The organism is Streptomyces malaysiensis subsp. samsunensis (genome assembly GCF_024519315.1).
GTDB classification, from domain to species: Bacteria; Actinomycetota; Actinomycetes; order Streptomycetales; family Streptomycetaceae; genus Streptomyces; species Streptomyces malaysiensis.
In genome coordinates this window covers 71,699-96,721 of sequence record NZ_JANIIC010000044.1, presented here as the reverse complement: position 1 = coordinate 96,721, position 25,023 = coordinate 71,699, and the positions used below count along the sequence as shown (strand labels likewise).

The 25,023-nt window shown below is 72.5% G+C and carries 25 protein-coding genes; 17 read left to right on the top strand and 8 right to left on the bottom strand.

Going from position 1 to position 25,023, the window contains the following annotated elements; translation table 11 throughout:
- Window positions 1-131: 131 nt before the first annotated feature.
- Window positions 132-2,294 (bottom strand): S9 family peptidase, encoded by a 2,163-nt coding sequence (locus NQU54_RS31590; protein ID WP_257634004.1) that lies wholly within the window; start codon window positions 2,292-2,294, stop codon window positions 132-134.
- Between the two features lie 319 nt (window positions 2,295-2,613).
- Here NQU54_RS31590 and NQU54_RS31585 point away from each other — a divergent pair, with 319 nt between their 5' ends.
- The 8 genes from NQU54_RS31585 (at window position 2,614) to NQU54_RS31550 (ending at window position 10,546) form a co-directional block, all read left to right on the top strand.
- A complete protein-coding gene (locus tag NQU54_RS31585; protein WP_069864354.1) occupies window positions 2,614-2,808 on the top strand; it encodes a hypothetical protein in 195 nt (64 codons plus the stop codon).
- A gap of 62 nt (window positions 2,809-2,870) precedes the next feature.
- Window positions 2,871-3,755 (top strand): N-acetyl-1-D-myo-inositol-2-amino-2-deoxy-alpha-D-glucopyranoside deacetylase, encoded by an 885-nt coding sequence (gene mshB / locus NQU54_RS31580; RefSeq protein ID WP_257634003.1) that lies wholly within the window; start codon window positions 2,871-2,873, stop codon window positions 3,753-3,755.
- On the top strand, window positions 3,752-4,120 hold the full coding sequence (locus NQU54_RS31575; RefSeq protein WP_167503101.1) for a DUF6113 family protein: 369 nt from the start codon (window positions 3,752-3,754) through the stop codon (window positions 4,118-4,120). The genes mshB and NQU54_RS31575 overlap by 4 nt, the downstream gene beginning before the upstream one ends.
- A 196-nt stretch (window positions 4,121-4,316) precedes the next feature.
- Window positions 4,317-6,641 (top strand): peptidoglycan binding domain-containing protein, encoded by a 2,325-nt coding sequence (locus NQU54_RS50570; protein WP_257634002.1) that lies wholly within the window; start codon window positions 4,317-4,319, stop codon window positions 6,639-6,641.
- A gap of 167 nt (window positions 6,642-6,808) precedes the next feature.
- Complete coding sequence (locus tag NQU54_RS31565) at window positions 6,809-7,774, top strand: ABC transporter ATP-binding protein (RefSeq protein ID WP_257634001.1); 966 nt, start codon at window positions 6,809-6,811, stop codon at window positions 7,772-7,774.
- Window positions 7,771-8,514 carry an ABC transporter permease gene (locus NQU54_RS31560; protein ID WP_257634000.1) on the top strand — a complete coding sequence of 248 codons (744 nt, stop codon included), beginning with the start codon at window positions 7,771-7,773 and terminating at the stop codon, window positions 8,512-8,514. Before NQU54_RS31565 ends, NQU54_RS31560 begins: the two co-directional genes overlap by 4 nt.
- 86 nt (window positions 8,515-8,600) lie before the next feature.
- On the top strand, window positions 8,601-9,872 hold the full coding sequence (locus NQU54_RS31555) for a sensor histidine kinase (protein ID WP_257633999.1): 1,272 nt from the start codon (window positions 8,601-8,603) through the stop codon (window positions 9,870-9,872).
- A gap of 101 nt (window positions 9,873-9,973) precedes the next feature.
- A complete protein-coding gene (locus tag NQU54_RS31550; RefSeq protein ID WP_372506100.1) occupies window positions 9,974-10,546 on the top strand; it encodes a response regulator transcription factor in 573 nt (190 codons plus the stop codon).
- 328 nt (window positions 10,547-10,874) lie between these two features.
- Here the strand turns inward: NQU54_RS31550 and NQU54_RS31545 are convergent, their stop codons facing one another.
- Window positions 10,875-11,711 (bottom strand): transglutaminase family protein, encoded by an 837-nt coding sequence (locus NQU54_RS31545; protein WP_257633998.1) that lies wholly within the window; start codon window positions 11,709-11,711, stop codon window positions 10,875-10,877.
- Between the two features lie 18 nt (window positions 11,712-11,729).
- On the bottom strand, window positions 11,730-12,746 hold the full coding sequence (locus NQU54_RS31540) for a GNAT family N-acetyltransferase (RefSeq protein ID WP_257633997.1): 1,017 nt from the start codon (window positions 12,744-12,746) through the stop codon (window positions 11,730-11,732).
- 114 nt (window positions 12,747-12,860) lie between these two features.
- On the opposite strand from NQU54_RS31540, the gene fdxA reads away from it, so the two are divergent.
- Together fdxA and dapC are read left to right on the top strand one after the other, a co-directional pair.
- The gene (gene fdxA, locus NQU54_RS31535) at window positions 12,861-13,187 is read left to right on the top strand and encodes a ferredoxin (RefSeq protein ID WP_014054705.1); all 327 of its coding nucleotides are present in this window, start codon (window positions 12,861-12,863) and stop codon (window positions 13,185-13,187) included.
- Window positions 13,188-13,486: 299 nt separating this feature from the next.
- Window positions 13,487-14,608, top strand: coding sequence for a succinyldiaminopimelate transaminase (dapC, locus tag NQU54_RS31530; RefSeq protein WP_069864340.1), 1,122 nt, complete (start codon window positions 13,487-13,489; stop codon window positions 14,606-14,608).
- Between the two features lie 77 nt (window positions 14,609-14,685).
- On the opposite strand, the gene NQU54_RS50235 is transcribed toward dapC, so the two are convergent.
- Together NQU54_RS50235 and NQU54_RS31520 are read right to left on the bottom strand one after the other, a co-directional pair.
- Entirely contained in the window at window positions 14,686-15,291 is a 606-nt protein-coding gene (locus tag NQU54_RS50235) for an ATP-binding protein (protein ID WP_372506097.1), read from the bottom strand.
- Window positions 15,292-15,504: 213 nt separating this feature from the next.
- Entirely contained in the window at window positions 15,505-16,425 is a 921-nt protein-coding gene (locus tag NQU54_RS31520; protein WP_257633996.1) for a VldE C-terminal domain-containing protein, read from the bottom strand.
- A gap of 122 nt (window positions 16,426-16,547) precedes the next feature.
- Here NQU54_RS31520 and dapE point away from each other — a divergent pair, with 122 nt between their 5' ends.
- Both dapE and NQU54_RS31510 read left to right on the top strand, forming a co-directional pair.
- Entirely contained in the window at window positions 16,548-17,618 is a 1,071-nt protein-coding gene (gene dapE, locus NQU54_RS31515) for a succinyl-diaminopimelate desuccinylase (protein WP_069864334.1), read from the top strand.
- Between the two features lie 143 nt (window positions 17,619-17,761).
- A complete protein-coding gene (locus tag NQU54_RS31510) occupies window positions 17,762-18,511 on the top strand; it encodes an LOG family protein (RefSeq protein WP_257633995.1) in 750 nt (249 codons plus the stop codon).
- A 107-nt stretch (window positions 18,512-18,618) separates the two neighbouring features.
- Here NQU54_RS31510 and folP read toward each other — a convergent pair whose 3' ends face one another.
- The gene (gene folP, locus NQU54_RS31505; protein ID WP_069864330.1) at window positions 18,619-19,479 is read right to left on the bottom strand and encodes a dihydropteroate synthase; all 861 of its coding nucleotides are present in this window, start codon (window positions 19,477-19,479) and stop codon (window positions 18,619-18,621) included.
- A gap of 138 nt (window positions 19,480-19,617) precedes the next feature.
- Between folP and NQU54_RS31500 the strand changes: the two genes are divergently transcribed.
- Both NQU54_RS31500 and NQU54_RS31495 read left to right on the top strand, forming a co-directional pair.
- The gene (locus tag NQU54_RS31500) at window positions 19,618-20,148 is read left to right on the top strand and encodes a DivIVA domain-containing protein (protein WP_257633994.1); all 531 of its coding nucleotides are present in this window, start codon (window positions 19,618-19,620) and stop codon (window positions 20,146-20,148) included.
- Entirely contained in the window at window positions 20,145-20,741 is a 597-nt protein-coding gene (locus tag NQU54_RS31495; protein WP_257633993.1) for a DNA-3-methyladenine glycosylase I, read from the top strand. The genes NQU54_RS31500 and NQU54_RS31495 overlap by 4 nt, the downstream gene beginning before the upstream one ends.
- Before the next feature lie 33 nt (window positions 20,742-20,774).
- Here the strand turns inward: NQU54_RS31495 and chcB are convergent, their stop codons facing one another.
- Complete coding sequence (gene chcB / locus NQU54_RS31490) at window positions 20,775-21,581, bottom strand: 2-cyclohexenylcarbonyl CoA isomerase (protein ID WP_257633992.1); 807 nt, start codon at window positions 21,579-21,581, stop codon at window positions 20,775-20,777.
- A gap of 345 nt (window positions 21,582-21,926) precedes the next feature.
- Between chcB and NQU54_RS31485 the strand changes: the two genes are divergently transcribed.
- Window positions 21,927-22,094, top strand: coding sequence for a DUF3117 domain-containing protein (locus tag NQU54_RS31485; RefSeq protein WP_003966491.1), 168 nt, complete (start codon window positions 21,927-21,929; stop codon window positions 22,092-22,094).
- A gap of 184 nt (window positions 22,095-22,278) precedes the next feature.
- Here NQU54_RS31485 and NQU54_RS31480 read toward each other — a convergent pair whose 3' ends face one another.
- Window positions 22,279-22,944, bottom strand: coding sequence for an O-methyltransferase (locus tag NQU54_RS31480; RefSeq protein ID WP_069864324.1), 666 nt, complete (start codon window positions 22,942-22,944; stop codon window positions 22,279-22,281).
- A gap of 130 nt (window positions 22,945-23,074) precedes the next feature.
- Here NQU54_RS31480 and sigE point away from each other — a divergent pair, with 130 nt between their 5' ends.
- Window positions 23,075-23,893 (top strand): RNA polymerase sigma factor SigE, encoded by an 819-nt coding sequence (gene sigE / locus NQU54_RS31475; protein WP_257633991.1) that lies wholly within the window; start codon window positions 23,075-23,077, stop codon window positions 23,891-23,893.
- Complete coding sequence (locus tag NQU54_RS31470; RefSeq protein ID WP_257633990.1) at window positions 23,890-24,828, top strand: anti-sigma factor family protein; 939 nt, start codon at window positions 23,890-23,892, stop codon at window positions 24,826-24,828. The genes sigE and NQU54_RS31470 overlap by 4 nt, the downstream gene beginning before the upstream one ends.
- Window positions 24,829-25,023: the final 195 nt, after the last annotated feature.

Genomic DNA, 25,023 nt, shown 5'->3' with positions numbered 1-25,023 from the left:
GGCTGCGGCTTGGTGGCGCCCCGAAGGGGCGCGGGGCTGTGTTGATGTGCGGCTCCGCCGCGCGGGCGCGACCAGCCACGGCGGCGCCGCGGACGATCAACGGCAGACCAGGGGCACCCCCAGCGGAGCGCCTACCGTAGGCCGAGGGACCGCTTGAGGAAGTCCACCTGGAGCAGGAGCAGATTCTCCGCGACCTGCTCCTGCGGGGTCATATGGGTCACCCCGGACAGCGGCAGCACCTCATGCGGACGGCCCGCGGCCAGCAGCGCCGAGGAGAGCCGCAGGGTGTGCGCGGCCACCACGTTGTCGTCCGCCAGACCGTGGATGATCATCATCGGCCGGGCGGTGTCGGCCGCGCCGGACAGCCCCTCGTCGGTCACCAGCCCATTGGCGGCGTAGACCTCGGGCTGTTCGTCCGGCAGGCCCAGATACCGCTCGGTGTAGTGGGTGTCGTACAGCCGCCAGTCCGTCACCGGGGCGCCCACCACGCCCGCGTGGAAGACGTCGGGGCGGCGCAGCACCGCCAGCGCGGCCAGATAGCCGCCGTAGGACCAGCCGCGGATGGCGACCCGGCCGAGGTCCAGCGGATAGCGCTCGGCGAGCGCCGTCACCGCCTCGACCTGGTCCTCCAGGGTGACTGCGGCCAGTTCGTCGCGCACCGCCTTCTCCCAGGCGGGGGAGCGGCCGGGGGTGCCGCGGCCGTCGGCCACGACCACCGCGAAGCCCTGGTCGGCGAACCACTGCGAGGTGAGATGGGCGTTGTGCGAGGCGACCACCCGCTGGCCGTGCGGCCCGCCGTAGGGGTCCATCAGGACCGGCAGCGGTCCGTCGCCCTCCCGGTGGCCGCTGGGCAGCAGTACGGCACAGGGGATGTCCCGCTTGCCCGCGAAGACGAGTTCGGGGCGGGCGGTGATGACGGGCCGCTCCGCGTACGAGTCGAGTTCGCCGAGGCGCTCGGCCGCGCCGTGGTCGGCGGGCCGGAGGATCTCCACGCTCACCCCGGGCCGCTCCACCCCCGTGTAGGACAGCGCGATCACCTCACCGCCGCGCACGGCGGAGTGGACCGCGGGGAAGGGGCGCCTGCCGACCGGCTCCCAGCCGCCCTGGTCGCCGCTGCCCCGGAACCAGGCGCGGTGGACATCGATCTCGCCCGGCCGCTCGGGCAGCGGGGCACCGGCCCCGGGGGAGGCGGAGAACAGCACGTCGTCCGAGCCGATGTCGAGGACCGCGCGCAGGTGAAGGGCGCTGGAGGTCAGCTTGCGGTCGCCGACCATCAGCACCCGGGCGCCGCCCTCGTCCGCGATGCGGACGAGTCGTCCGTCTTCCGTCCAGGCCGGCACCCCGGGGAATAGATCCAGCCAAACCGCGTCCTCGTCCACATGGACCGTGCTGGTCCGTCCGGTGCCGGTGTCCACGGCCAGGTAGAGCTGGCTGCGCTGGTCCCTGGCCTGGACCAGAAGCAGGGGCGGACCGTAGGCCGACCAGTGCACCCGGGCGAGGTACGGATAGTTCTCCCGGTCCCACTCGATCTCCGTACGGGAGCCGTCCAGACCGAGCAGAACCAGCCGCACCTCGGCGTTGGCGGTGCCCGTCGCGGGGTAGAGGGCCGCCGAGGGCTCCCGGCCGGGGTGGGCCGGGTCGGCGATCCACCAGCGCTTCACGGGGGCCTCGTCGACCCGGGTGGCCAGCAGGGCATCGCTCCGCGGCGACCACCAGAAGCCGCGGGAGCGGTCCATCTCCTCGGCCGCGATGAACTCCGCGAGGCCATAGGTGACGGTGTCCCCCTCCGGCTCCGCGAGCGCCCGGTCGCCTTCGCCGTCCACGCCCGTGACCCGGAGCGCCCCGCCCGCCGCATAGGCGATGTGGCGGCCGTCGGGCGAGGGGCGCGGGTCCACGACCGGACCGGGGACGCGCAGCTCACGGGTGGTGCCCGCGGGCAGGTCGGTGGTGAAGAGCCGTCCGGAGAGGGCGAACGCGGCCCGCTCGACCGCGGCGTCCACCGCGTAGCCGACCACCCCGGCCGACCCCTCGCGGCTGCGCTCGCGCCGCGCCCGCTCCTCGGGGGACAGCTCCTCGCCGGCGCCGCCGAGCAGCTCGGCCGGGTCGGCGGCGGGGTACTCGCGCCGCCCGTCGAGGTCGTACACCCACAGGAGGCCGGTCCGGTCGGTGCCCGAGCGGGAGCGCAGGAAGACGACGCGTGAATCGTCGGGGGCCACGGCGAGGGCCCGCGGCGCCCCGAGGGTGAAACGTTGGGTGCGCGCGTGCTGCCGTGGGAACGAGAGCTGTCCGGTCATAGGGGGAGCGTACGGCTAAGGATCATCGCGAGGGAGGGTACGGACCGGTAGGTCGGACGGCGGTTGCCCCCGGCACGATCGGGCCGGGATCGCGCCCGTGCCAAGCCGCCCCGGACGATGGCGAGATGGCGCATAACCAACGAGAAGTCGCGCATGGGACGCGGAAGTTCGTGCGATCAGGCATGCGCCCCTGTCATGCTCCCGTGCACCGAGTCGTGTGCACAGCGCCATAGTTATGATCGATTGCGCATAGTGGGTAGCCCCCCTGTGGCATCAATATGTTGTCCATCCGAGTGCGTGTACCTGGAGGTGAGCCGCTGTGGCGCTCTCGATCTCAATGTCGGTGCTGCTGTTGATCATCGTCTTCATGCTGGTGAACAAGGCGGGACTGAAGGCAGTTCATGCGGTCGTCTGTGTCCTCCTCGGCTTCTACCTGGCCAGTTCCTCGGTGGCACCGACGATCGACGATCTCACCACGAATGTGGCGGACATGATCGGCGGCGTGAAGATCTGACCCCGAGCGGGACCGGGGCGTGCGATCCATGGGCACTGATGTGCGAATCGTAGGCTGTGCCCATGACCGTTCTTCCCGCCCGTCGTCTGCTGCTGGTGCACGCACATCCGGACGACGAGTCGATCAATAACGGCGCGACCATGGCGAAGTACGCCGCCGAGGGCGCACACGTCACCCTGGTGACCTGCACCCTCGGTGAGGAGGGCGAGGTGATCCCGCCTGCCCTGGCACATCTCGCCGCCGACCGCGATGACGCGCTCGGGCCGTACCGGATCGGCGAACTCGCCACGGCCATGAACGCCTTGGGGGTCGAGGACCACCGCTTCCTGGGCGGGCCCGGACGCTATCGCGACTCCGGGATGATGGGTGTCCCGCAGAACGACCGGCCGGGCTGCTTCTGGCAGGCCGACCTGGACGAGGCCGCGGGGCATCTGGTGGCCGTGGTCCGCGAGGTCCGGCCACAGGTTCTCGTGGCGTACGACACCAATGGGGGCTACGGCCACCCCGACCATATCCAGGCGCACCGCGTGGCGATGCGCGCCGTCGGGCTGGCCGCCGATCCGGACTTCCGCCCGGACCTCGGTGAACCGCATGACATCGCGAAGGTCTACTGGAACTGCGTGCCGCGCTCGGCCGTCGAGGAGGGCTTCGCCCGGCTGCGGGCCGCGGGCCGTGACTCCCTCTTCCCCGGGGTCGCCTCGGTGGACGACGTCCCCGGAGTGGTGGCGGACACGGAGGTCACCGCCGCCATCGACGGCACCGACCACGCCGCGGCGAAGGCGGCCGCGATGCGCGCCCACGCCACCCAGATCGCGGTGGACGGACCCTTCTTCGCGCTCTCCAACGACCTGGGCCAGCCGATGTTCGTCCACGAGCACTACCGGCTGGTCAAGGGCGAGGCCGGGGCGGACCGCGAGGACGACCTGTTCGCGGGGGTGACGGCATGACGGCCCCGCGGCTGGGCGGATACGTCCTGCTCGCCGTGGCCGGGGTGCTGGTCGGCACCGCGGGCGCGCTGGTGCAAGGGGCGTGGTTTCCCGGCGGATTGCTGCTCGCGCTGCTCGCCGTCGTGGGCCTGTGCTACGGCGGCGTCAAGGTCATGGGCGCCCGGATGGGCGGCGGAGTGCCCGCGGGCGCCTGGACGGTGGCCGTGTTGCTGCTCACTTCCTCCCGTCCGGAAGGGGATTTCCTTTTCGGCGCCGGGCTGGGGTCGTACGCTTTCCTCCTCGGCGGGATGTTCCTCGGTGTGATGTGTGCCACGCTGCCGTTGGTGCCGCAACCCCCCGGCCCGCCGGTCCGACTTGGTAAGTGACGTGACGTTTTCGGCACGACGTCTCCGGCGCTTGAAGGTTCTTCGGACTCATGGCGAAGGGTGCGCCTCGGGCGTACCGGATGCGGTGATCCGGCGGCCGTCAAGTGCGCGTCCGCACCGCCCAGTAAGGTGGTGCCGCCGCCGAGCCGCCCGCGCGAGGTCTGACGGGCGGCGGAGCTAACTGGGAGAACCTGCTTTGAGCCGTGAATCTGACAGTTCGTCCTCCGGGCCCCGCGAGGGAGGCGGCGGTGCCGCCTACCCGTCGGGCACCCCGCCGTACGGATCCCGCCAGTACCCCTCGCCGAACCCCGCGCAGGAGGCCCCGCAGGGTGCCGCCGAGGACGGGCGGGCGCGTGCCGCGGCCAAGCCGGAGGAGCCGAAGACCGAGACCACGCTGACGACCCGGATCAAGATCAACATTCCGGGGTCGCGGCCCATCCCGCCGGTGGTCATGCGCACGCCCGTCGCCGACGACGGCGTACCCGCGCCGCGCTCCGGCGGGGACGACGACGCCCCGGAGCGCACCAGCGCCCTGCCCCGGGTCGACTTCCCGCCGACGCCGGAGCGCGGTGTGCCGGCCGAGCCCGGCGGGGCCATGGAGCCGTCCGAGACCCGGGAGAAGAAGGGCGGCAAGGGCGACGGTGAGCGGACCAGCGACTGGTTCGCGCCCCGTAGGCCCAGGGGCGGTTCTTCGGCCACCGGCGGCACCCCCAAGCCGCCCGCGCCCCCCCCGGCCCCGGACACCACCCAGGGGTTCCCGGCGCCCGACGCCACGCAGGGGTTCCCGGCGCCCGACGCCACGCAGGGGTTCCCGGCGCCCGACGCCACGCAGGGGTTCCCGGCGCCCGACGCCACGCAGGGGTTCCCGGCGCCGGACGTCACCCAGGGATTTCCATCCCCGGAGACCACCCAGGGATTCCCCGCGCCCGACACCACGCAGGGATTCCCGGCACCCGACCCCACCCAGGGATTCCCCTCCCCGGAGACCACCCAGGGGTTCCCGGCCCCGCAGCAGGGCGGCGGCCCCGTCGCCGACCTGCCGTACTTCACCGACGCCCAGTCCCCGTCCGGTCACCCGGAGCCGACCGGGCCCACCACCGGCCCGGTCACCGGCGATATGTACCTGCCGCCGTCCACCCCCGGTGACGGCCCGCGCGACAGCGATCTGCTGGCCCCGCCCGGACCTGGCCCCGCGAGCGGCCCGTACGGCGGCGACCCGCAGACGCCCACGGGCGGTGTGGGGCCGCTGGGCGGAGGCGGTCCGGCCGCCCAGCCGCCGACCCCGCCGGGCGGCTCGCCGCTCTCCGGCAGCCTCGGCGCCACCACCGGTGTGGGCCCGCTGAACACCCCCGCGGACGGCCCCTCGCTCTTCCGTGACCCCGACCCCACGCCCAGTGGCGGGGTGCCGCCGGAGCAGATCTCCAGCGACACGCTGGTCAGCGGCGTGCCCGTGGTGCCGTCGGCGGGCCGGGCCAAGCCGCCGTCCCCGCCCGTCCCGGGCGGTCCCGGGGCCCCGGCGCCCGGCGGCGACAGCGCCCCGGCGCCGTCCGCCCCGAAGGCCGGCAAGCCCAAGAAGAAGGGCCGCTCGAAGGTCGTCATGGCCGGGGGCCTGCTGTTCGTGATCGTGGGCGGGGCCTACGCCGCCGGTCTGGTGATGAACCATGCCGATGTGCCGAACGGCACCACCGTCCTCGGCGTCGACATCGGCGGCACCTCCAAGGAGGCCGCCGTCGACAAGCTGGACTCCGCGCTCGGCAAGCGCACCACCGACCCGCTGACGGTGTCGGTCGACGGCCAGCAGAAGGAGATCAAGCCGTCCGTCGCGGGCCTGGCACTCGACACCGAGGCCACGGTCCGGGACGTCGCGGGCCGGGACTACAACCCGGTCACCGTGATCGGCTCGCTCTTCGGCGGCACCCATGAGGCCGAGCCCGCGGTCACGGTCGACGAGGAGAAGCTGCGGGACGCCCTGGAGCGGCTCGCGGGCGACTCCGGTACGGCCCGCGAGGGCGGTATCAGCTTCACCTCCGGCAAGGCCGTCCCGGTGTACGGCAAGGAGGGCAAGGGGCTGGACGTGGACAAGGCGGTCAAGGCCGTCTCGGAAGGGTTCCAGCTGCGCGCCGAGACCGGCCGGAACAAGGCCATCACCCTGCCGGTCGCCGTGCGGCGGCCCACGGTCAGCAAGGCCGAGGTCGACCGGAAGATGAAGAGCTTCGCCGAGCCCGCGATGTCGGATCTGGCCACCGTCCAGACGGACGCCTCGCACTCGATCCAGTTCGGCCCGGACAAGTCGCTGCCGAAGATCCTCTCCATGCGGGTGGTCGACGGCAAGCTGGTGGAGCACTACAACCTGCCCGTCCTCAAGCAGCTGTACGGCAGCACCTTCGACGGCGTGCTGCTCGAGCGGGGCGACGGCAGCAAGAAGCCCGTCACCCCCGAGGACGTGGAGTCCGCACTGCGGCAGGCGCTGCTCGGCACGACGCCCGGCGAGCGCGTCGGCATCGTCGGCAAGGACAACTGACCGCTCCGTCGAGCGCCGTCGATCGACGCGGCCCCCGCCCTGCACCGGGCGGGGGCCGCGGCATGTCTCCCGGGCCGTGTCACACCCCGGCCCATGACATCTGTCATCCCCAGGTCACGACCGCTGACACTGCCGGGCACACCCCGCCCTCGGCCAGGCTGATGGCCATGACCGCAACGACCGCTGTTTCCGCCCCCGGCACCGGGGCCGCCACCACGGGCGCCCCGCCCGTGGTCCGCTTCGAGAAGGTGAACAAGAGCTACGGCAGTGTGCGCGCCGTGACCGATCTCGACCTCGCCCTGTACCCGGGGGAGACCGTCGCCCTGCTGGGCCCCAACGGCGCCGGCAAGTCCTCCAGCCTCGATCTGCTGCTCGGCCTGCGCCACCCCGACTCCGGCCGGGTGGAGGTCTTCGGCACCACCCCGCGCCGGGCCATCGTGCGCGGCCGGGTCGGCGCGATGCTCCAGAGCGGCTCCCTGATGGAGGAGGTGACGGTCCGCGAGCTGGTGGGGCTGGCCTGCGATCTGCACCCCAAGGGCCATCCGGTGGACGAGGTGCTGGAGCGGGCGGGGATCGCCGGGATCGCCTCGCGCAAGGTGAACAAGCTCTCCGGCGGCCAGGAGCAGCGGGTGCGCTTCGCGTTCGCCACCGCCGGCGCCTCCGATCTGATCGTGCTGGACGAGCCGACGACCGGTATGGACGTGTCGTCCCGGCAGACCTTCTGGGGCGCGATGCGGGAGCAGGCGAAGCAGGGCCGCGCCATCCTGTTCGCCACCCACTACCTCGAAGAGGCCGACGCCGTCGCCGACCGGGTGATCGTGCTGCACCGCGGCCGGGTGCTGGCCGACGGCTCCTCCGCGGAGATCAAGGCCATGGCCGGGGCCCGGCGGATCTCCTTCGAGCTGGACGGGCCGATCGACCGGGCGGCGCTGGGCGCCCTGCCCGCGCTGACCGGGGTCGAGATATCGGGGCGTACCGTACGGATACGGTCCACCGACGCGGACGCGACCGTGCACGCCGTCTACGGGCTCGGGCTCTATCCGCGCGGCCTGGAGGTCACCGGCCTCGGCCTGGAGCAGGCGTTTCTCGCCGTCACCGACGCCGCGACGGCAGACGAGGAGTCCGCACGATGAAGACGCTGGTCAAGCTGGAGATCGTGCGGACCCTGCGCAACCGCAAGTTCATGTTCTTCACGATCGTCTATCCGTCCGCGCTCTTCCTGCTGATCGCGGGCAGCATCGACGCCGACGACCAGGTGCCCGGCACCCGGCTGTCGATGCCGCTCTACTACATGGTCGCGATGGCCTCCTTCGGGGCGCTGACCGCCGGGCTGATGGGCAATGGCGAGCGGATCGCCAAGGAACGCGAGGGCGGCTGGACCCGGCAGCTGAGGCTCACCCCGCTGCCCGGCCGCGGCTATGTGGCGGCCAAGATCGCCGTGGGTGCGGTGGCCACCCTGCCGTCGATCGTGATCGTCTTCGTCGTGGCCGCCGTCGGCAAGGGCGTACGGCTGGACGCCGTCTGGGAGTGGCCGGCGCTGACCGGGGCCATCTGGGCGGGCTCGCTGGTCTTCGCCGCACTGGGGGTGGCCATCGGCTATCTGGCGAGCGGGGACGCGGTACGCCCGCTGACGATGATCATCTACTTCGGTCTTTCGATCCTCGGCGGGCTGTGGATGCCCACCACGTCCTATCCGGAGTGGCTGCGGAACATCGGCGACTATCTGCCCACCCACGCCTACGCCGCCCTCGGCCAGGCGATCGAACTGGGCGGCGCCCCGCACGCCAAGGACGTGGCCCTGCTCATCGGCTATCTCGCGCTCTTCGCGGGCGGTGCGGCGTGGCTGTACCGCAAGGACACCCGTAAGGCGTGAACGGCATCCGTAAGGCGTGCGCGAAGGACATCCGCAGAGCATGACCGAGGGCGTCGCCCGAGGCGTGGACCGAGGAGCGAAGAACCATGGCTGACCAGGCCGAGTGGACCGACGGCGATCCGGAGCACCGCCCCCGCGGCCGCCGCCCGCTGACCTGGTGGGCCGACGCGACCGCCTACGACGAGGAGAACGACCAGCTGGTCACCATCGGCCAGAGCCCCGAGAACCGCCGACAGGCCCTGATCAAGCTGATGTGGATCGGGATCTGGATGGCCTATATGGGCGCGCCGGTCAGCGATCTGGCCGACGGCCACCACACCGTCCCGGCCACCGTGTGCGGCGCCCTTGGCCTGCTGGCCTTCGTCACCGTCTATCTGGCGCTGATCTTCCGGCACACCGGGCGGGCGCTGAGCCGGCGCACGGTCTTCGGGGCGCTGGGCACGATCTGCGCGCTCGCCGTCGTGCTCACCCTCACCATGGGCGGCGACTGGCTGGTGCTCTGCGTCTATGTGTCCGTCGCCTTCGGGGCGGTGCTGCCGCTGCGGCTCTCGCGGTGGGCGATTCCGCTGAACACCGTGTGCATGGTGGCCGTCGGGGTGCTGGTGCGCGGTTCGCACGGGCTGGTGTCCGCCCTGATCGTCCCCTCGCTGCTCGGCGGCTTCGCGATGACCGGGGTGCGGCAGATGGTCCGCACCACCCGGGCGCTGCGCGCCGCCCGTGCCACCGTGGCCCAGCTCGCCGCCAACGAGGAGCGGCTGCGGCTCGCCCGCGATCTGCACGATCTGCTGGGCCACTCGCTCTCCCTGATCACGCTCAAGAGCGAGCTGGCGGGCCGGATGCTGCCCGGCAAGCCCGAGCAGGCGGCGCGGCAGGTCGCCGATATCGAGCGGGTCAGCCGGCAGGCGCTGGTGGACGTCCGGGAGGCGGTCAGCGGCTTTCGCCGCCCCACCCTGGAGGCCGAGGTCGCCGGGGCCCGTACGGCCCTCGCCGCCGCGGGGATCGCCGCCGATCTGAGCCGGGCCGCAACCCACCACCCCGATCTGCCGCCCGACCAGGAGGGGGCGCTGGCCTGGGCGCTGCGCGAGGCGGTCACCAATGTGGTGCGGCACAGCGGGGCGCGCCGCTGCGCGGTGACGCTCGACGAGACGGGCGACGAGCTGTGTCTGACCGTGACCGACGACGGCCGCGGCGCGACCGGCCCGCACGGCAACGGGCTCACCGGGCTGGCCGAGCGGCTCCAGCTGGCCGACGGCCGCCTGGAGACCGGCCCCGGCGAGCGCGGCGGCTTCTCCCTCCGGGCCCTGGTCCCGCTCTCCCGTGGCGCCCGCGTGGAGCTGCCCTCGCAGGCGGCGCCGTAGGGGGCGGGCGGTCCAGCAGCCGGTGTGCGCGGTAAGGGCCGGACGGATGAGCGGATACGCTGCGAGGCGTGATCCGGGTACTGCTGGCCGAGGACCAGTCCATGGTGCGGGAGGCGCTGGCCGCGCTCCTCGGGCTCGAGGACGAGATCGAGGTCATCGCGCAGGTGGCCCGCGGCGACGAGGTCGTGGACGCCGCCCGGACGCATCGCCCCGATGTGGCGCTGCTGGACATCGAGATGCCCGGCCTGAGCGGGATCGAGGCCGCCGCCGCACTGCACCGGACCGAGCCCGGGATCCGGATCGTGATCCTGACCACCTTCGGCCGCCCCGGCTATCTGCGCCGCGCCATGGAGTCAGGCGCCGACGCCTTCCTGGTCAAGGACGCCCCGGCGGCCCAGCTCGCCGACGCGATACGGCGGGTGCTGCGCGGGGAGCGGGTCATCGACCCCACGCTGGCCGCCGCCGCGCTCGTGGACGGGGCCAGCCCGCTGACCGAGCGGGAGCGCGAGGTGCTGCGCGCCTCGGGGGACGGCTCGACCAACGCCGAGCTGGCCCGCGCCCTGCACCTGTCGCCGGGCACGGTCCGCAACTACCTCTCCACGGCCATCCAGAAGACCGCGGCCCGCAACCGGGCCGAGGCCGTCCGCATCGCCCGCGACAAGGGCTGGCTGTAGCCGGGCCGGACGGCCGCGGGGTCCGCGGCCGACGCGAAGCCCAGCGGATCGGCGGACGTCGGCTGCGGTTCGAAAGGCGCCCCGAAGGGGCGCGGGTCTGTGTCGGTGTGCGGCCCCGCCACGCGGCGGAGCCGCGTATCGATGCGAGCGGCCCGCGGCAGGCGCCACGATCCCCCGGACGCCCGCCAGCCCCTCCGGCCCCCTAAGCGGATCGGCGGAAGTCGGCTGCGGTTCGGTGGCGCCCCGAAGGGGCGCGGGGAACTGCGCGACCAGCCACGACGGCGCCGCAGACGATCGACGGCAGGTCGGGGCACTTCCAGCTAAGCGCTTAGTTCAGCATCGCGCGGGCGGCGCGGGCCTGGCGGCGCACCGTTTCGGCGGCGTCGGGCTCCACCGCCGCCACGACCTCCGCGTAGTCCTCCAGCTCCTTGGCGCCGGTCATGAAGTCGCCCCGCTCCACGAGGAGTTGCGCCCGTTCGTAGCGCAGCTCGGCCGGGTGACCGGGCAGCAGCAGGGACAGCTCGACCGCCCAGAGCCGGACATCGGTGCGCTCGGGGCGGGCGGACGCCCAGGCGCGGATGTTGTTGAGGATCCGCAGCACGATGTCCAGCGGCCCGGCCGGGCGCAGCATCGACGGCGAGAGCGGGGTGCCCGTGGCCCCCGTCACCAGCGTCGCCGCGTCCTCGGCGGACAGCGGCCGCCCGCCCTCGAACGGATCGGCCAGCACATTCGCGCCGTACGGATCGCCGAAGCCGACCACGAAGTGGCCCGGCAGCCCCACCCCGTACACCGGCGCGCCCGCCCGCCGGGCCACCTCCATCCACACCACCGACAGCAGGATCGGCAGCCCGCGGCGGCGCCGTAGCACCTGGTGGAGGAGCGAGGACTCCAGCCGCCGGTAGTCGGCCGGGCCGCCCCGGAAGTCATGGCGTCCGCCCAGGAGTCGGGCCAGCGCGGCGGCCCAGTCCTCGGGGCCGCCGGGGGAGAAGGGGAGCTCACCGGCCAGCCGGTCAAGCTCGATCTGCGCCTCGTCGATTCCGGTCTCGTCCAGTCCGGAATCGGCTTCCATGCCCACCAGCAGGCACAGCAGGGCCAGATCGGGGCGCTCTTCGCGGGCCGCGTCGGCGAACCGCCGGCGGCGGGAGACGTCGTTCATCCGTGGCATAGCCGCCTCGTACCCCGCTCAGCGCGGATCCTGCCCGGATGCGCGCCAGTGGTGGTAGGTGTGGTGGACGGTGAAGCCCATACCCTCGTACAGGGCGTGCGCACCGTCATTGTCCGTCTCCACCTGGAGATACGCGGCCGAGGCGCCCTCGTCCAGCGCCTTGCGGGCCAGCGCCGTCATCACGGCCTTGGCCAGGCCCTGGCGCCGCCGCTCCGGGGCCACCTCCACGGCGGTGAACCCGGCCCAGCGGCCGTCCACCACACAGCGCCCGATCGCGGCCGGTGCCCCTCCCGCCCGCTCCGCCACGGTCGCGAACCACACCGACGGGCCGCCCGACAGCACCGTCCGCGCCTCGGGGGAGGGCTCACCGGACGACCGCTGGTAGCGGGCCAGCCAGGCGTCGTCGAGGTGGCGGGAGAGCGTCACCGCCGAGGTGTCGGCGTCCAGGTCCCCGATGGGGGCGAGCGCCGCGATGCTTATCCGCGCGGAGACCTCCCGTGTCCAGCCGCGGGTCTCCAGCTCCGCGGCGAGCAGCTCCTGGGCGCCCTCGGCACCCGTGCTGACCTGTATGTATGCGGGCAGCTCGCGCGCCGCGTACCACTCGATCACCTGACGCAGCGCCTCGTCGAGAGCCATCCCGGGGTCGCCGAGGGGCAGTACGGAATTGGCGCGCCGGGTGAACCCGCCCGCGGCGCGCAACGTCCACTCGCCCAGCGGCTCGCCGGTCACCGGTGGCCAGGCGCACGCGGCGACCCGGTCCAGCTCGGGCGCGCTCGCGGCGGGGCCGCGGCGGCGGGCCGGTGCCGCGGGCACCACCTTGCCCGCCACCAGGGACGACTCGGCGATCCGCACCGTCTCACCGGTGCGCCGGGTGATCGAGAGTGTGCTCTCGGTCCACGATGTGAGAACCCCTACCGCGTCGGTGAAGGCGGGGGCGGGCTCGGGCTCCCCGGTCAGATACCTGACCGAGACGCGTTTCCCCACGTCATCCGGGGTGATCCGGACTTCAAGACGTCCGCCAGTGGTGAAATCCACAGCTCAGTCAGCCCCTCATGTGCGTCTGGTGCCCAAGAACGGAGATACTAGGTGCGGGCATCGACGACGCCGCGCTCCCGCGCGATAGCAGCCCTAACGAGGAGGAACGACAGCGTGACCTACGTCATCGCGCAGCCTTGTGTCGACCTGAAGGACAAGGCGTGCATCGAGGAGTGCCCCGTCGACTGTATCTACGAGGGCCAGCGGTCCTTGTACATCCACCCGGACGAATGCGTCGACTGCGGGGCCTGTGAGCCGGTCTGCCCGGTCGAGGCGATCTTCTACGAGGATGACACTCCCGAGGAGTGGAAGGACTACTACAAGGCGAACGTCGAGTTCTTCGACGAGCTCGGTTCGCCCGGCGGCGCGAGCAAGCTGGGCCTGATCGAGCGGGACCACCCCTTCATCGCCGCGCTTCCGCCGCAGGAGCACGACGAGTAACCCTGCCCCGGCCTCAGGCCCGGAAGCAGCCGGCGGTCCCGTATGGCCTGTGGCCTGCGGGACCGGGCTGTTTCCCGGGCGTTCGCGGCGCATCCGTGGGTTCCCGGAATCCAGTCGGCTTCCCCGCGATCCGCCGGGTTCCCCTGGACCGCCGGATTCCCTGGAATCCGCTCGGGTTCTCCGGAATCTCGAGTTCCCCGGAATCCGCCGGGTTCCCCGGGGTCCATGGGATTTCCGGGACCCACCGGGTTTCCCCGGGCCCTTCGGTCCGGGCAGTTCCGAAGAAAGCGAGCCACCCCGTGCCACCCGTCTCCGCCCGCCTCCCGGTCTTCCCGTGGGACCGGCTCGAACCGTACAAGGCGACCGCCGAGGCCCACCCCGACGGCATCGTCGACCTCTCGGTGGGCACCCCCGTCGACCCGGTTCCCGAGCTGATCCGCGCGGCGCTCGCCGACGCCTCGGACAGCCCCGGCTATCCGACCGTCTGGGGCACGGCCGCGCTGCGCGACGCCCTCACCGGCTGGGTGGAGCGGCGGCTGGGCGCGGCCGGGGTGACCCACACCCAGGTGCTCCCGGTGGTCGGCTCCAAGGAGCTGGTGGCCTCGCTGCCCACGCAGCTGGGCCTGGGCCCCGGCGACCGGGTCGCCTTCCCGCGGCTCGCCTACCCGACGTACGAGGTGGGCGCGCGGCTGGCGGGCGCCGAGCCGGTGCCGTACGACACGCGGGCATTCGCGGCCGGAGCCGCGGGGACCGACCTGGACCCGGCCGGGCTGAAGCTGCTGTGGCTCAACTCCCCGTCCAACCCCACCGGGCAGGTGCTGGGCAAGGACGAGCTGCGCACCGCGGTCGCGTGGGCCCGTGCGCACGGGGTGCTGGTGGTCAGCGACGAGTGCTATCTGGACCTGGGCTGGGAGGCGGACCCGGTCTCCGTGCTCCACCCGGAGATCTCCGGCGGCTCCTTCGAGGGGCTGGTGGCGGTCCACTCGCTGTCCAAGCGGTCCAATCTGGCGGGCTACCGGGCGGCCTTTCTCGCCGGTGACGAGGCAGTGCTCGGCGAGCTGCTGAAGATCCGCAAGCACGGCGGGATGATGGTGCCCGCACCGGTGCAGGCGGCCACGGTCGCGGCCCTCGGCGACGACAAGCATGTGGCGGAGCAGCGGGAGCGCTACGAGCGCCGCCGGGCCGCGCTGCGGACGGCGCTGGCGGGCCACGGCTTCCGTATCGAGCACAGCGAGGCGTCGCTGTACCTGTGGGCGACGCGGGACGAGCCGTGCTGGGACACCGTGGGCGCCCTCGCCGAACTGGGCATCCTGGTGGCCCCGGGCGAGTTCTACGGCGCGGCGGGGGAGCGGCACGTCCGGGTCGCGTTCACCGCCACCGACGAGCGCGTGGCGGCGGCGGTCGGCCGACTGGCGGGCTGAGAAGCGGAAGTACGGATGAGGGGCCCGGGGAGTGCGCAGACTCCCCGGGCCCCTGTGTGTGTTCGTCCCGCCGGGAATCAGCCGAGCAGCGGCAGGCCCTTGAGCGGGAGGTCCTTGAGCGGGAGGTCCGAGTTCTGCGGCGCGCTGGGCGCGGCGGACTGCGGGGCGGCGGCCTGCGGTTTGGCGGCCTTGGCCGCCTTGCCCTTGCCCTTGGCGTGGGCGCCGCCCTTGCCCTTGCCGTGCCCGAGGGCCCTGCTCTCGCTCTTACCGGCGGCCCTGGGGGCGGCCTTGGCATGGGCGGCCCTGGCCGGGGCGCTCTTGGCGGCCTTGTGGGACTTGGTGGCCTTCGCGCCCTTGGCGGGCCCGGCGGGCTTGGCGGGCTTGGCCGGGTCCGCCTTCGCCGGGGCCTCCTTCGCGGGGGCGGCCCTGCCCGGCAGGAGCTCCTTGACGGTCCCGCCGGCCTTGCCGCTGACGTCACCCGCCGTGCTCCCGACCTGCTGCGTGGCGGCGTCGGCGACCTCACCGACCGCGGCGGCGTCCAGCGAGGACAGCCCCAGCTTGGAGGGCTGCGGCTGGGCCGGCTCCGCCGCACTCGCGGCGCCGGCGGCGCCGACGACGGGAGCCGCGCTCGCCGCGACCAGCAGTGCGGCCCGGGCGATCCGACGGGTGAGAGGGAGGGACATGGTGCTCCTTCGGCGGAGGGACAATTGGCTCACTGTCCGGTGATTCGGACGCTGTGAATACCGCGTGAACCGCGCGAAGGTTGCGGTGCGCCAAGGTAAAGAGTTAGCAATGCGTCGCATTGTCCGTTTCTGCGCGTAATACGCCCGGACCATTCCGCCGTACGTGCCACTCAAAGGGTCGTCAGCCGCTCTGAACTGCGGTGATTCCATGCGCTATCGCATCGTGGTGATCCGCACTTCCGCCCCGGAAATCCCCTTGGCCGGACGCCAACCGGCCCCTGTATTGCGTGCGTTCCATTCCCGCCCGCGGTAAGAGACACGTTCGATGCGCAACTCGTCCGAGTGGGCCACCGCCCAGTGCGCGATCTCCCAGCCGCGCTGTCCCGCGCGCCCCGGGGCCGTCGCCTTCGGTACCGGAACCAGCACTTCGTGCGGCGCGGGGGCGGTCTGCCTGCCGCCGCCGAACCCGGCCAGGGCGGGCCGGGCCTCCGTCTCGCCGCCGAACTCCCGCTTCAGCGCCGCCCGTACGCGCACCGGATCGCCCGCCGTGCCGTCGTCCGGCGGCCCCGGACAGCCGAGCGCCGCCTCGGAGCGCCCGGTGAGGACGCCGGTCAGCACCACCGCCTCGGTCTCGTGCTTCGCGTACGCCTGGGGGAAACCGCTGCGCTGCACGCGCTGCGCCGCCACCGTCAGCGGCAGCCGGGAATAGCCGGGCATCCGCACCAGATCGTCGTAGAACTTCCCGGCGGCGTAGACCGGATCGCGGATCTGCCGCACGCTTCCCCAGCCCTGGGAGGGGCGTTGCTGGAACAGCCCCTGTGAATCCCGGTCGCCGTGGCGGATGTTGCGCAGCCCCGACTCCTGGAGGGCGGTGGCCAGCGCGATGGTGACGGCCCGTTCCGGCAGCCCGCGGGAGGCGGCCACGGCCTCGATCGTGGCGGCGTTCACGGTCTGTTCGGGGGACAGCCGCACCTCGACGCCGTTGGCCCGTACGACACAGCGCGGCGGTCCCACGCCGCCCGTCACCAGCTGCGCGGCCAGATACCCGGCCAGGCCCAGCAGTACGGAGCAGGCGACCGCGGCCCGCAACAGCCGCGCGCGGTTGGAGAAGACGGACAGGGGCACGCGCCACACGGTACTGGAGCCCCACGCGCCCCGCCGGATGAGGGGCGAGGGGTGGGGAACGCCACGTTCGCGGGACCCCGGCCGAGGCCGGGGCGGCCGGGCGCGCGGGCCGACCGGCTAGGGTCGCGGGTATGGCACACCCAGCACTCGACCTGTCCCTGGACGCGGCCCGGCTCACCGCCCGGCTCGTCGACTTTCCCTCGGTCAGCGGCGAGGAGAAGGCGCTCGCCGACGCCGTGGAGCAGGCCCTGCGGGCCCTGCCCCGGCTGACCGTCGACCGGGACGGGGACGCCGTCGTCGCCCGTACGAACCTCGGGCGGGACGAGCGCGTCGTGCTGGCGGGCCATCTGGACACCGTGCCGATCGCCGACAACGTGCCCTCCCGTCTCGATGACGACGGTGTGCTGTGGGGCTGCGGCACCTCCGACATGAAGTCCGGCGTCGCCGTGCAGCTGCGCATGGCCGCCACCGTGCCCGAGCCCAACCGCGACCTCACCTTCGTCTTCTACGACCACGAGGAGGTCGCCGCCGAGCTCAACGGGCTGGGACGGCTGGCCAGGAACCACCCCGAGTGGCTGGCCGGCGACTTCGCCGTGCTGCTCGAGCCCACCGACGGCAAGGTCGAGGGCGGCTGCCAGGGCACGCTGCGGGTACGGGTGGCCACCCAGGGGCGGCGCGCCCACTCCGCGCGCAGTTGGCTCGGCGAGAACGCCATCCACAAGGCCGCGCCGATCCTGGACCGGCTGGCCGGTTACGTCCCCCGGCGGGCGGAGATCGACGGGCTCACCTACCGCGAGGGCCTCAACGCCGTACGGATCGAGGGCGGCCACGCGACCAACGTCATCCCGGACTTCTGCACGGTGACGGTGAACTTCCGCTTCGCCCCCGACCGCTCCGAGGAGGAGGCGCTCGCCCATGTCCGCGAGGTCTTCACCGGCTTCGAGGTCGAGCTCACCGACAGCGCGCCCGGCGCCCTGCCCGGTCTCGCCCACCCCTCCGCCGTCGCCCTGGTGGCGACCCTCGGGGTGGAGGTGGCGCCCAAGGACGCCTGGACCGATGTCGCCCGTTTCTCGGCGCTCGGCGTGCCCGCCGTCAACTACGGGCCCGGCGATCCGAAGCTGGCCCACACCCGCGAGGAGCACGTGGCGGTGGCCGCCGTCCTGGAAGCCGAGGAGCGGCTGCGGGCCTGGCTGACCCGCTAGCGGTGCCGGCGGTCCATTGAACCCGCGTGATCAGCGGTTCGGTGGGTGAGCGTGGCCGGGATTTCGGTTCCATGCCGCCCAGGGGGCCTACTCTGAACCACAGATCTTTGACCAGATCTTGGTCTTGGCGAAGGGAGCACACAGTGGGCAACGCCGAAGAAGAGCGAGCGCTGCGGGAGCAGCGTCTGGGCCCGGTCGTGCGCCGCCGCCACCAGATGCGACCCGAGACGACCGATCAGCGCCTCCTGGACACCCAGGGGGCCACGCACTGGGTGCACGAGGACCCGTTCCGGGTGATGCGCATCCAGTCGGAGTTCGTCGAGGGCTTCGGCACCCTGGCGGAGCTGGGCCGGGCGATCAGCGTGTTCGGCTCCGCCCGTACGCCCGAGGGGTCCCCGGAGTACGAGGCGGGGGTGCGGATCGGCCGGGCCCTCGCGGAGGCGGGGTTCGGGGTGATCACCGGCGGCGGTCCGGGCGCGATGGAGGCCGCCAACCGCGGCGCGAGCGAGGCGGGCGGCGTCTCGGTCGGCCTGGGCATCGAGCTGCCGTACGAGCAGGGCCTCAACCCGTACGTCGACATCGGCGTCAACTTTCGCTACTTCTTTGTGCGAAAAACGATGTTTGTGAAGTATGCCCAAGGGTTCGTGGTGCTTCCCGGCGGGCTCGGCACGCTCGACGAGTGCTTCGAGGCGCTCACCCTCGTCCAGACCAAGAAGGTCACCCGCTTCCCGATCGTCCTCTTCGGCACGACGTACTGGAAGGGCCTGGTCGACTGGCTCGAGAACACCCTCATCGGGGAGGGGAAGGCGTCCCCGCACGATCTGGACCTGTTCCACCTGACCGATGACATCGACGAGGTGATCGACCTGGTGACCAAGGAGTCCGGCGCCTGACCGTGTGCCCCTGCGCACGGTCGCGTCTCCTTGCGGTCGCGTCTCCTTACGGTGCGGCCGGTCTTCTTACGGTGAGCATCGAGTAGCCGGCCTCCGGAGGGCTTCGCTCAGGCCAGTCCCCGGCGGGCGACCGCCGGGGGCCGGTGGCCCGCGATGGACGAGACCATGTCCAGCACCTGACGGGTCTCCGCCACCTCGTGCACCCGGTAGACCCGGGCCCCCAGCCAGGCCGATACGGCGGTCGTCGCGAGCGTGCCGATCAGCCGCTCCTTGACCGGGCGGTCCAGGCTCTCGCCGACGAAGTCCTTGTTGGACAGCGAGACCAGGACCGGCCAGCCGGTCTCCGTGAGCTCGCCCAGGCGGCGTGTCGCCTCCAGCGAGTGCCGGGTGTTCTTCCCGAAGTCATGGCCCGGGTCGATCATGATCCCGTCGCGCCGCACACCCAGTTCGAGCGCGCGCTCCGCGAGCTCCAGGGTGACCCGCAGGATGTCCTCCACCACATCGTCGTAGCCGATCCGGTGCGGACGGGTGCGCGGCCGGGCCCCGCCCGCGTGGGTGCACACCAGCCCGGCGCCGTGGCGGGCCGCGACCTCGGCCAGCTTGGGGTCGACCCCGCCCCAGGCGTCGTTCAGCACATCCGCGCCCGCGGCGCACACCGCCTCGCCGACCTCATGGCGCCAGGTGTCCACGCTGATCACCACGTCCGGATGGCGTCTGCGCACCTCGGCCACGAAGCCCACCGTGCGGTGCGCCTCCTCCTCGGCGCTCACCTCGTCGCCCGGTCCGGCCTTGACGCCGCCGATGTCGATGATCGCGGCGCCGTCCGCGATCGCCTGCTCCACGCGGGCCAGGGCGGGCTCGTCGCGGAAGGTCGCACCCTGGTCGTAGAAGGAATCCGGCGTCCGGTTCACGATCGCCATGATCACCCGCTCGTTCTCGCCGAACTCACGTCGTCCCAGCCGCAGCATCCGAACTTCCTTCACGTCTTCTTCCAGGTTGCGGGCAGCGACGATAACTGTCGGAGGGGCATGGCACGATCGGTACAGACAGTTATCGAGGCCGACGGACACAGACTCAACCATGCATCTGACGGGGAGACGATCACCGTGTTCTTGTTCTTGCTGATCGCGCTGGTCGTGGTGGTCGGCGGGGTCACGCTCGCCGTCGTCGGCGGCGGTGACGGCCCGCTCACCGAGGCGCCCCCGGACCGGCTGGACGATCCGCTGCCCGCCGACCGGCCGCTGGCGCGCGCCGATGTGGAGGCGCTGCGGCTGCCCATGACGCTGCGGGGCTACCGGATGGCGGACGTCGACGATGTGCTGGGCCGCCTCGGTGCCGAGCTCGCCGAGCGCGACGCCCGGATCGCCGACCTGGAGGCGGCGCTCGCGGGCGCGCGCCCGAAGTCCTTGTCGTCCCCCGGGCCCGGCCCCGATCCGCTCTCGGTCCCTGAGGACGACCATGGCTTCGGGCGGAGCGGCTTCGAGGGCCCCGGCGCCTTCGAGGACCCTGGCCATGAGCGGCGCGGTTTCGAGGGCGGCGGTTTCGAGGGCACGGGCTTCGAAGGGCCCGGCTTCGAGGGGCGTGGGTACGAGGGGCGCGGCTTTGACGGGCGCGGCTACGAAGGGCATGGCGCATGAGCGAGCGGGGTGTGGTTCCGGGGCCGGACGGTCTGGCGCGCTGTCCCTGGGGCCTGGAGGCCGAGACCATGGCCGACTACCGCGTCTATCACGACACGGAGTGGGGCCGCCCGGTCCACGGCGATGACGCGCTCTATGAGCGGATCTGCCTGGAGGCGTTCCAGTCCGGGCTGTCCTGGCTGACCATCCTGCGCCGCCGGGAGGGGTTCCGGGCCGCCTTCGCCGGCTTCTCGATCGAGAAGGTCGCGGAGTTCACCGAGGCCGATGAGGTGAGGCTGCTCGCCGACCCCGGCATCATCCGCAACCGAGCCAAGATCGCCGCCACGATCGCCAACGCCCGCGCCGCCAGGGAGCTGGCCCCCGGCGAGCTGGACGAGCTCATCTGGTCCTACGCCCCGGCACCCGACGGCCGCCCGGTCCCGCGGACCGCCGCCGATGTCCCCGCGATCACCCCGGAGTCCACGGCCCTCAGCCGCGACCTCAAGAAGCGCGGCTTCCGCTTCGTCGGCCCCACCACGGCGTACGCCCTGATGCAGGCATGTGGCCTGGTCAACGACCATCTGGCCGGCTGCCATATCCGCGAGGCGGTCTGACCGCCCCGGCCGCCGGGGCGGGACGGAGATCGCTCAGCGGCCGGTGAACCTCGGCTTCTCCTTGTTCACAAACGCGTTCACCGCGATGACGTGGTCATCCGACGCCCCCGCGCGGCGCTGGAGCTCGTCCTCCATGGCCAGGGATTCGGTGAGGGTGTGGCCCGCGGCGAAGGCCAGGGACTCCTTGATCGCCGCATAGGCCGCGGTGGGCCCCTCGGCCAGTCGCCGGGCGACCGCCGCCGCCTCGTCGGCCAGCTCGTCGGCCGGGACCACCTTGTGGGCGATGCCCAGCTCGAGCGCCTCTTGGGCGCCGATATTGCGCGGGAAGAGCAGAAGGTCCGCCGCGCGGCCGTATCCGATCAGCCGCTGAAGGGTCCAGGAGACCCCTGAGTCGGCGGTCAGCGCGACCCCGGCGAAGGAGGTGTTGAAGGCGGCGGTGTCCGCGACGATCCGGTAGTCGGCGGCGAAGGCGAAGCCCGCCCCGGCACCCGCCGCGACCCCGTTGACGGCTGCGACCACCGGCTTCGGCATCCCGGCGATCGCGGTGACGATCGGGTTGTAGTGCAGCGCCACCGTGCTCATGGTCGAGCCCTCGCCGCTGCCCTCGCGATCGGCGGCCAGCAGGCCGATGTGCTCCTTGAGGTCCTGGCCGACGCAGAAGGCCCGCTGTCCGGAGCCGGTGAGCAGCACGGCCCGCACCGCCGGGTCCTCCGCGGCCTCCAGCAGCGCGTCGCGCAGCGCCACCTTGGTGTCGATGTTCAGGGCGTTCATCGCGTCGGAACGATTGAGCGTGATCGTCGCGAGACCCTCGGTGAGGTCGTAGAGCACGGTGTTGGCCATGGCGGTCCTCCGGGGTGAGGCGGGGCTGCGGGCGGCGGCCGCGCGGGCGGGCCCCGGGAGGGGCCCGCCGCGGCGGTCAGCGCACAGCATGCCGGAGATCATGACCGACCGACATGTGACCTGCGTCAAAGAACCGACCCTTCGTTCGGTGACGGCGGGCGTACGCTACCGCGATCGCCTCCCCGAATTGGGTGGTTTTGGGGGAGCGCCTCGCACAGGCGTTGCCGACCGATGTTGGTCATCGGGTCGTGCCATGCGGGATAATGAAGGGGAAGCAACGTGTTCGATGCCGGTGACACCTGGGTTGTCGGCTGCGATGAGCTGGTTTCAGGAAGGGGAACGAGCATGGCGGCCATGAAGCCGCGGACGGGCGACGGCCCGCTCGAGGTGACCAAGGAGGGGCGGGGCATCGTCATGCGCGTTCCGCTCGAAGGCGGCGGTCGGCTCGTCGTCGAGCTGACACCGGACGAGGCCGACGCCCTCGGCGACGCCCTGAAGAAAGTCGTCGGCTGACGCTTGCGGCCCACCATCACCCGCGCGCTGCCCCGGCGGCCGGTACGTCAGGTACCGACCGCCGGGGCAGCGCTCGTAAGGGGGCCCGGCGCCAGGCGCTCGTAAAGGGGGCAGGTGCCAGGGCGGGGGACCGGCCGGGCCGGACGTTTCAGCCTCGCTTGGCCGCTCAGCCCGGCTCGACCGCTCAGCCCCGCTTGACCGCGCAGAGCAGACCGTCGCCGACCGGCAGCAGGGACGACTGGAGCACGGTGGACTCCCTGACGGTCCGCAGCAGCTCGCGCACGCGCAGCACCTCCGTGGGCTGTGCGGCGGAGTCCACGGTCCGCCCGTTGGCGAAGACCCCCTCGAAGCAGACCAGCCCACCGGGCCGTAGCAGACGCAACGATTCGGCGAGGTAGTCCAGGCACTCCAGCCGGTCGCCGTCGCAGAAGACCAGGTCGTATCCGCCGTCGGCCAGCCGGGGCAGCACATCGAGGGCGCGGCCGGGGATGAAGCGCGCCCGGTTTCCGGTGAACCCGGCCGCGCGGAACGCCTGCTTGGCGAACTGCTGCATCTCCGGTTCGGTGTCCACGGTGGTCAGCACGCCATCGGGGCGCATGCCCCGCAGCAGATGGATCCCGGAGACGCCCGTCCCGGTGCCGATCTCGGCGACGACCTTGGCATCCGCGGTGGCAGCGAGCAGCCGCAGCGCGGCGCCGGTGCCCGCCGACACCGAGCGCAGCCCTGCCTCCCGAGCCCGGTCACGGGCCCAGTGAAGGGCTTCGTCCTCGGCGACGAACGCGTCGGCGAACGCCCAGCTCGTCTGCCGGTTGCCGGTAATGACCCTCTCCTGTCCCCGTAGTTGGCGCAACGGTGACTGTATCCGCTGCGCTCGGGAACCCGCAGATGGGACCAGGCGTTGAAGAAGCCGGGGGGACTGTATGGATCACGACCAAATGCAGGTCAAAAATGCTTATCCGGAGCTAACGGGCGAGGTGGATATGGTAGGGGCTCTACTGGACACCACCAGAGCCGACAGGGGAGGTGCGGCTGCGACCGGTGACCGGGGAGTGCTGAGGCGCTTTCGCAGGTCAGTGGGCGAGCCGAAATCCGTGACCAACACCGCTGATCGTTCTCGCCCCCGTAGCCCAAAGGGCACGGGAGGTGCGCTCTCCGCCGATTCCGCCACCACCGCGACCTTCGCCACGGATGCGGACGCCCCGGCGTGGACGCCTCCTACCTGGGAGGAGATCGTCAGCACTCATAGCGCACGGGTCTACCGCCTCGCCTATCGGCTCACCGGTAACCAGCACGACGCCGAGGACCTCACCCAGGAAGTGTTCGTCCGCGTCTTCCGCTCGCTGTCGACGTACACCCCGGGCACGTTCGAGGGCTGGCTGCACCGCATCACCACCAATCTCTTCCTCGACATGGTCCGCCGTCGGCAGCGCATCCGCTTCGACGCTCTCGGCGAGGACGCGGCGGAGCGGCTCCCCAGCCGCGAGCCCTCTCCCCAGCAGCACTTCAACGACACCCACTTCGACGCCGATGTGCAGCAGGCGCTGGACACCCTCGCCCCGGAGTTCCGCGCCGCCGTGGTGCTCTGTGACATCGAGGGGCTTTCGTACGAGGAGATCGCGGCCACTCTGGGCGTCAAGCTCGGCACGGTGCGCAGCCGTATCCACCGCGGCCGCTCCCATCTGCGCAAGGCGCTTCAGCACCGCGCCCCCGCGGCGCGGAGCGGACAGCAGCAAGAGGTCGCCGCGGTGGCGCCGAGTGCCACGGCCCCCCGACTGAGCGGGGAGGTCGGAATCGCGTGACCCGATCAGGCGGTCCGTCCCCCGCCGAGCAGCATCTCGGCGACCGCCTTGCGGCTCTGGTCGACGGTGAGCTTGGGCATGACGCGCGGGAGCGCGTCCTCGCCCATATCGCCACCTGCTGCAAGTGCAAGGCGGAAGTCGACGCTCAGCGCCGGCTGAAAAATGTGTTCGCCCAGACGGCGCCCCCGGGGCCGTCCGAGGGCTTTCTGGCCCGTCTCCAGGGCCTCCCGGCCGCGGGCGGGGGCGGCGAGGACGGTATGGGCGGCGGCTCCCCGTTCGGGGGCCCCGGTGTCTTCGGCCCGCGCGATATGCGCGGCGGCCAGCGGGACGTCCGCGAGGTGCGCGACGTCCGGGAGGTGGAGGAGAGACGGGAGCGGGCGTTCGCCTTCGTGCCCACGGTGCCCCCGGGCACCGCGATCGCACCGGCGGCGTCGGCCCGTGCCTCGCGTCAGCGCGGCTTCAGGATCCATGAGGTCGAGCAGCGCCCCGCCCCGCGTCGCAGGTTCGCCTTCGCGGCGGCCGGAGCGGTCTCGCTGGCGGCCTTCGCGCTCGGCGCGGCCCTTCCGCTGGACGCGGCGGTCGACCCCCCGGGAAATTCAGCCGATGGCGCCGACACCGCGGCACGCCCGGTCGGCGCCGAATCCGCCGTGAGCACGGGCGTCCGGGAGCGGACCCGCCAGGAGGTGGGCCTCCTGGCCACCACCGACACCCGCCCGGGTGCCCAGTCCCCGACGGCCACCCCGCATCCGCAGGCCCTGCGCCAGCCCGTCGGGGCGGCGCTGAATCCGCTGATACAGCCGATTCTCTCGGTCACGGAGCTGCTGCGGACGTCGAACTCCACACCTCCGGCCCCCGCGCCGACCCAGATGGAGGTCCCGTCCCGCCCCACGTCGGGCGTCTCGCCCTACTTCGGGATCAGCGCACCCCCGAAGTAGCGAAGGGGCGCCACGGCGACGACGGCGCGGCTTCACCGGCCGCCCGGGTCTTTGCCGATCATGACAAGGTCTTTTCGTCCGCACTGCGCAAGCGATGGCGGACCTGATTGAATCGCCTCCGGGCAGCGCGACCCGGAGGCGCGATGTATGTCCCGGGACGGTGCGATGTTCTGGCCCGGGTGCTGGGGTCGTCCG

Bases quoted from the DNA above. Each gene is read 5' to 3' on its own strand.
- NQU54_RS31590 (WP_257634004.1), bottom strand. From the start codon at position 2,294: ATGACCGGACAGCTCTCGTTCCCACGGCAGCACGCGCGCACCCAACGT.
- mshB (WP_257634003.1), top strand. From the start codon at position 2,871: ATGACCGTTCTTCCCGCCCGTCGTCTGCTGCTGGTGCACGCACATCCG.
- NQU54_RS31575 (WP_167503101.1), top strand. From the start codon at position 3,752: ATGACGGCCCCGCGGCTGGGCGGATACGTCCTGCTCGCCGTGGCCGGG.
- NQU54_RS31565 (WP_257634001.1), top strand. From the start codon at position 6,809: ATGACCGCAACGACCGCTGTTTCCGCCCCCGGCACCGGGGCCGCCACC.
- NQU54_RS31560 (WP_257634000.1), top strand. From the start codon at position 7,771: ATGAAGACGCTGGTCAAGCTGGAGATCGTGCGGACCCTGCGCAACCGC.
- NQU54_RS31555 (WP_257633999.1), top strand. From the start codon at position 8,601: ATGGCTGACCAGGCCGAGTGGACCGACGGCGATCCGGAGCACCGCCCC.
- NQU54_RS31550 (WP_372506100.1), top strand. From the start codon at position 9,974: ATGGTGCGGGAGGCGCTGGCCGCGCTCCTCGGGCTCGAGGACGAGATC.
- NQU54_RS31545 (WP_257633998.1), bottom strand. From the start codon at position 11,711: ATGCCACGGATGAACGACGTCTCCCGCCGCCGGCGGTTCGCCGACGCG.
- NQU54_RS50235 (WP_372506097.1), bottom strand. From the start codon at position 15,291: ATGTCCCTCCCTCTCACCCGTCGGATCGCCCGGGCCGCACTGCTGGTC.
- dapE (WP_069864334.1), top strand. From the start codon at position 16,548: ATGGCACACCCAGCACTCGACCTGTCCCTGGACGCGGCCCGGCTCACC.
- folP (WP_069864330.1), bottom strand. From the start codon at position 19,479: ATGCTGCGGCTGGGACGACGTGAGTTCGGCGAGAACGAGCGGGTGATC.
- NQU54_RS31495 (WP_257633993.1), top strand. From the start codon at position 20,145: ATGAGCGAGCGGGGTGTGGTTCCGGGGCCGGACGGTCTGGCGCGCTGT.
- chcB (WP_257633992.1), bottom strand. From the start codon at position 21,581: ATGGCCAACACCGTGCTCTACGACCTCACCGAGGGTCTCGCGACGATC.
- NQU54_RS31485 (WP_003966491.1), top strand. From the start codon at position 21,927: ATGGCGGCCATGAAGCCGCGGACGGGCGACGGCCCGCTCGAGGTGACC.
- sigE (WP_257633991.1), top strand. From the start codon at position 23,075: ATGGTAGGGGCTCTACTGGACACCACCAGAGCCGACAGGGGAGGTGCG.